At 63.8% G+C, this 2,420-nt stretch carries 1 protein-coding gene; it reads right to left on the reverse strand.

Going from position 1 to position 2,420, the window contains the following annotated elements:
* Positions 1-108: 108 nt before the first annotated feature.
* A complete protein-coding gene (locus C1I97_RS35420; protein ID WP_181447067.1) occupies positions 109-1,887 on the reverse strand; it encodes a reverse transcriptase/maturase family protein in 1,779 nt (592 codons plus the stop codon).
* Between the last annotated feature and the right edge of the window lie 533 nt (positions 1,888-2,420).

Genomic DNA, 2,420 nt, shown 5'->3' on the forward strand with positions numbered 1-2,420 from the left:
TGGGTAGGGTGGGCCGCGCGGCGAGGTGCCAGATGTGCTGGTCCTTTTCCGCGCGGCCTCCCTCCGAACCGGACGGGCCCGCTTTCCGGGCATCCGGCTCTCCGGTGACTACTGCGTGAGCGGGGAGGCTTCCCGGTGGTGGATCTGGTCGTGGCAGCCGGCGCAGACCACGAGGGTCTTGCGGCGCCGTTTGGCCATGACTTGCTTCCACCGGGTGGGGTCGGCTCGGTCGAGTTCGTTCAGGGCACGGACGTGGTGGACTTCCACCTGGCCCGTGTGCTGGCAGAGCTCGCACTTACCCCGTTGGAGACGGTCGATCAGTTCTCGGCGGGGGTAGGTGAGCCGCCCCTGGGGGCGGTCGATGACGACCGCGTTCTTCTGCCGTCGCAGCGGAATGCCGCCGAACCTGGCGACCAGCGGTCTGCCGTCCTTCCCACGTTCGACGACGGCTTCGAAGCACGTGCGCGGTCCGTGTGGTGTCTGGATTTTGGCCTTGTGCTTGGCCGCGATCCTGGTGACCGACGTGTGGTGCTTGGAGGCCAGCGTTTTGAGCATGGAGGTCAGCATGACCCACCGCAGCCGGTGCAGGCGTCGGATGTTACCGGCGAGCAGGTAGTACTGGACGATTCCTCGGTACTCGGCTCCGTAGATCCGCACGATGTCGTGGTCGCTGAAGTTGATCACTTGGGAGCGGCGCGCGGGTTTTCCGCGCTTGGAGTAGAGGGCGATCTTGGCTTTGATCACCGATGCCGGCACGTGCAGGCTGATCGCGCCGTTCACGGCTCGTTGGCCGCGTTTGGTGCGTTGCTTGTCATTGCGCTGAACACCGATTTCATAGCCGAGGAAATGTGCCTTACTGGTGTTGGCGTGGGTAATCAGCGTCTTGTCCTGGGACAGTTCCAGCTTGAGGTCTTCACGCAGGAAAGTCGCCAGTCGCTGTTTGATTTCCTCGGCCTCGGCCTTGGGTCCGGTGAACCCGAGCAGGTGGTCATCGCAGTACCGGACGTACCTCAGCCGCCGGTATTCGGGGTCGTGGGTGTCCACGCTCGGCATTGTGCGCATCCGATCGCGTAACTGCCGGGCCTGTTCACGGTCCCCGCGGCGGCGGGCCCGTGCGAGTGCGTTGGCCACTTCCAGGTAGGCAGGATTACGTCCCCTGCGTACCCCTCGGGTGTATTCCGGGATCAGAACCGTTTCGACGAACTCGTCCAGCCGGTGCAGATAGATGTTGGACAGGACTGGGGATGCGCAGCCGCCCTGCGGCGCGCCGCTGAGGGTGGCGTTGAACACCCAGTCCTCCAGGTATCCGGCTTTGAGCATGTTGCGCAGCAGTCGCAGGAACCGATTGTCGTGGATCTTCTCCGACAGGATCTGGATCATCCGGTGATGGTCCAGGGATCCGAAGCAGTCGGCGATGTCTCCCTCGATGAACCAGGTCGTTCCGGCCCAGGTGTTGGCCACCTCGCGCAGCGCGGTGTGGCATCCCCGGTCGGGCCGGAACCCGTGGGACCGGTCGGAGAACCTCGGCTCGTAGTACGCCTCCAACAGCAGACGCACCACCTCACCGACGAGTTTGTCCGACCACGTCGGCAGGCCGAGCGGACGCAATCTCCCGTTTTTCTTGGGGATGTAGGTCCGCCTGGCCGGGCTGAACCGGTAGCGTTCGTGGCGCACCGCATCGATGATGCGGTCGATCTTCGCCCGCGACATGCCGTCCACGGTCTCCCGCGTGGCCCCTCGTGTCATCGCCCCCTTGTTGGAGTAGATGCGTCCGTAGGCCAGCAGATACATCTGCGGGTTGAACAGTTGTCGATACAGTTCGGTGCACGGCAGCCCTTTCCTGCCGCGTTCACGCAGGACACCCAGCACCGTCTCGGCGCTCTGCATTTCGCATACCTCTCGGTTTCTCGATGTCCGATCACCTGGCCCCCTTCGCCCTGCCGACGGTTTTCCCGTCGCCCTTGGTGGGGCGTGACTCCCACGACTACTACGGGGCCTCCGTCGCCTTAGGACTCGCGTCCCTTAGGCGATCCCACGTTCGTCTCTGCCGTACGTAACAGCGCGATGTAGGTGTCCCACTCATCTCCTTCAATACCCTCGCTGGGCATCGTCCCGTTTCCAGAGGGTGCGGCAGTTGAGCTTCATCACCGCCGCAGGGCACGGGCACCGGTTTCAGATGCCATTCCGGAGGATGCGAAGTTCCATCCCTGGAGATTGGGATTCAGGCAATACAGCTTTCACCATGTCGCGCGGGTTCCCCAGCGCACCGCCCCTGGCATCTGGGCCCGGCCACTGGTTTCCTGGCATGCTCTTGTCCCTATAAGCCTTTCGGCATCAGGTCAGCCATCGAACCCAGGAACCTCCCTCCAATTCCTCCCGGCTGGGCCGGGAATACGGCAGAGCGCCTCGTGGCGCACAAG

Source organism: Streptomyces sp. NTH33 (genome assembly GCF_003236365.1).
Lineage (GTDB): Bacteria > Actinomycetota > Actinomycetes > Streptomycetales > Streptomycetaceae > Streptomyces.

Excerpts from the sequence above, each read along its gene's own strand:
- C1I97_RS35420 (WP_181447067.1), bottom strand. The coding sequence starts at position 1,887 with ATGCAGAGCGCCGAGACGGTGCTGGGTGTCCTGCGTGAACGCGGCAGG.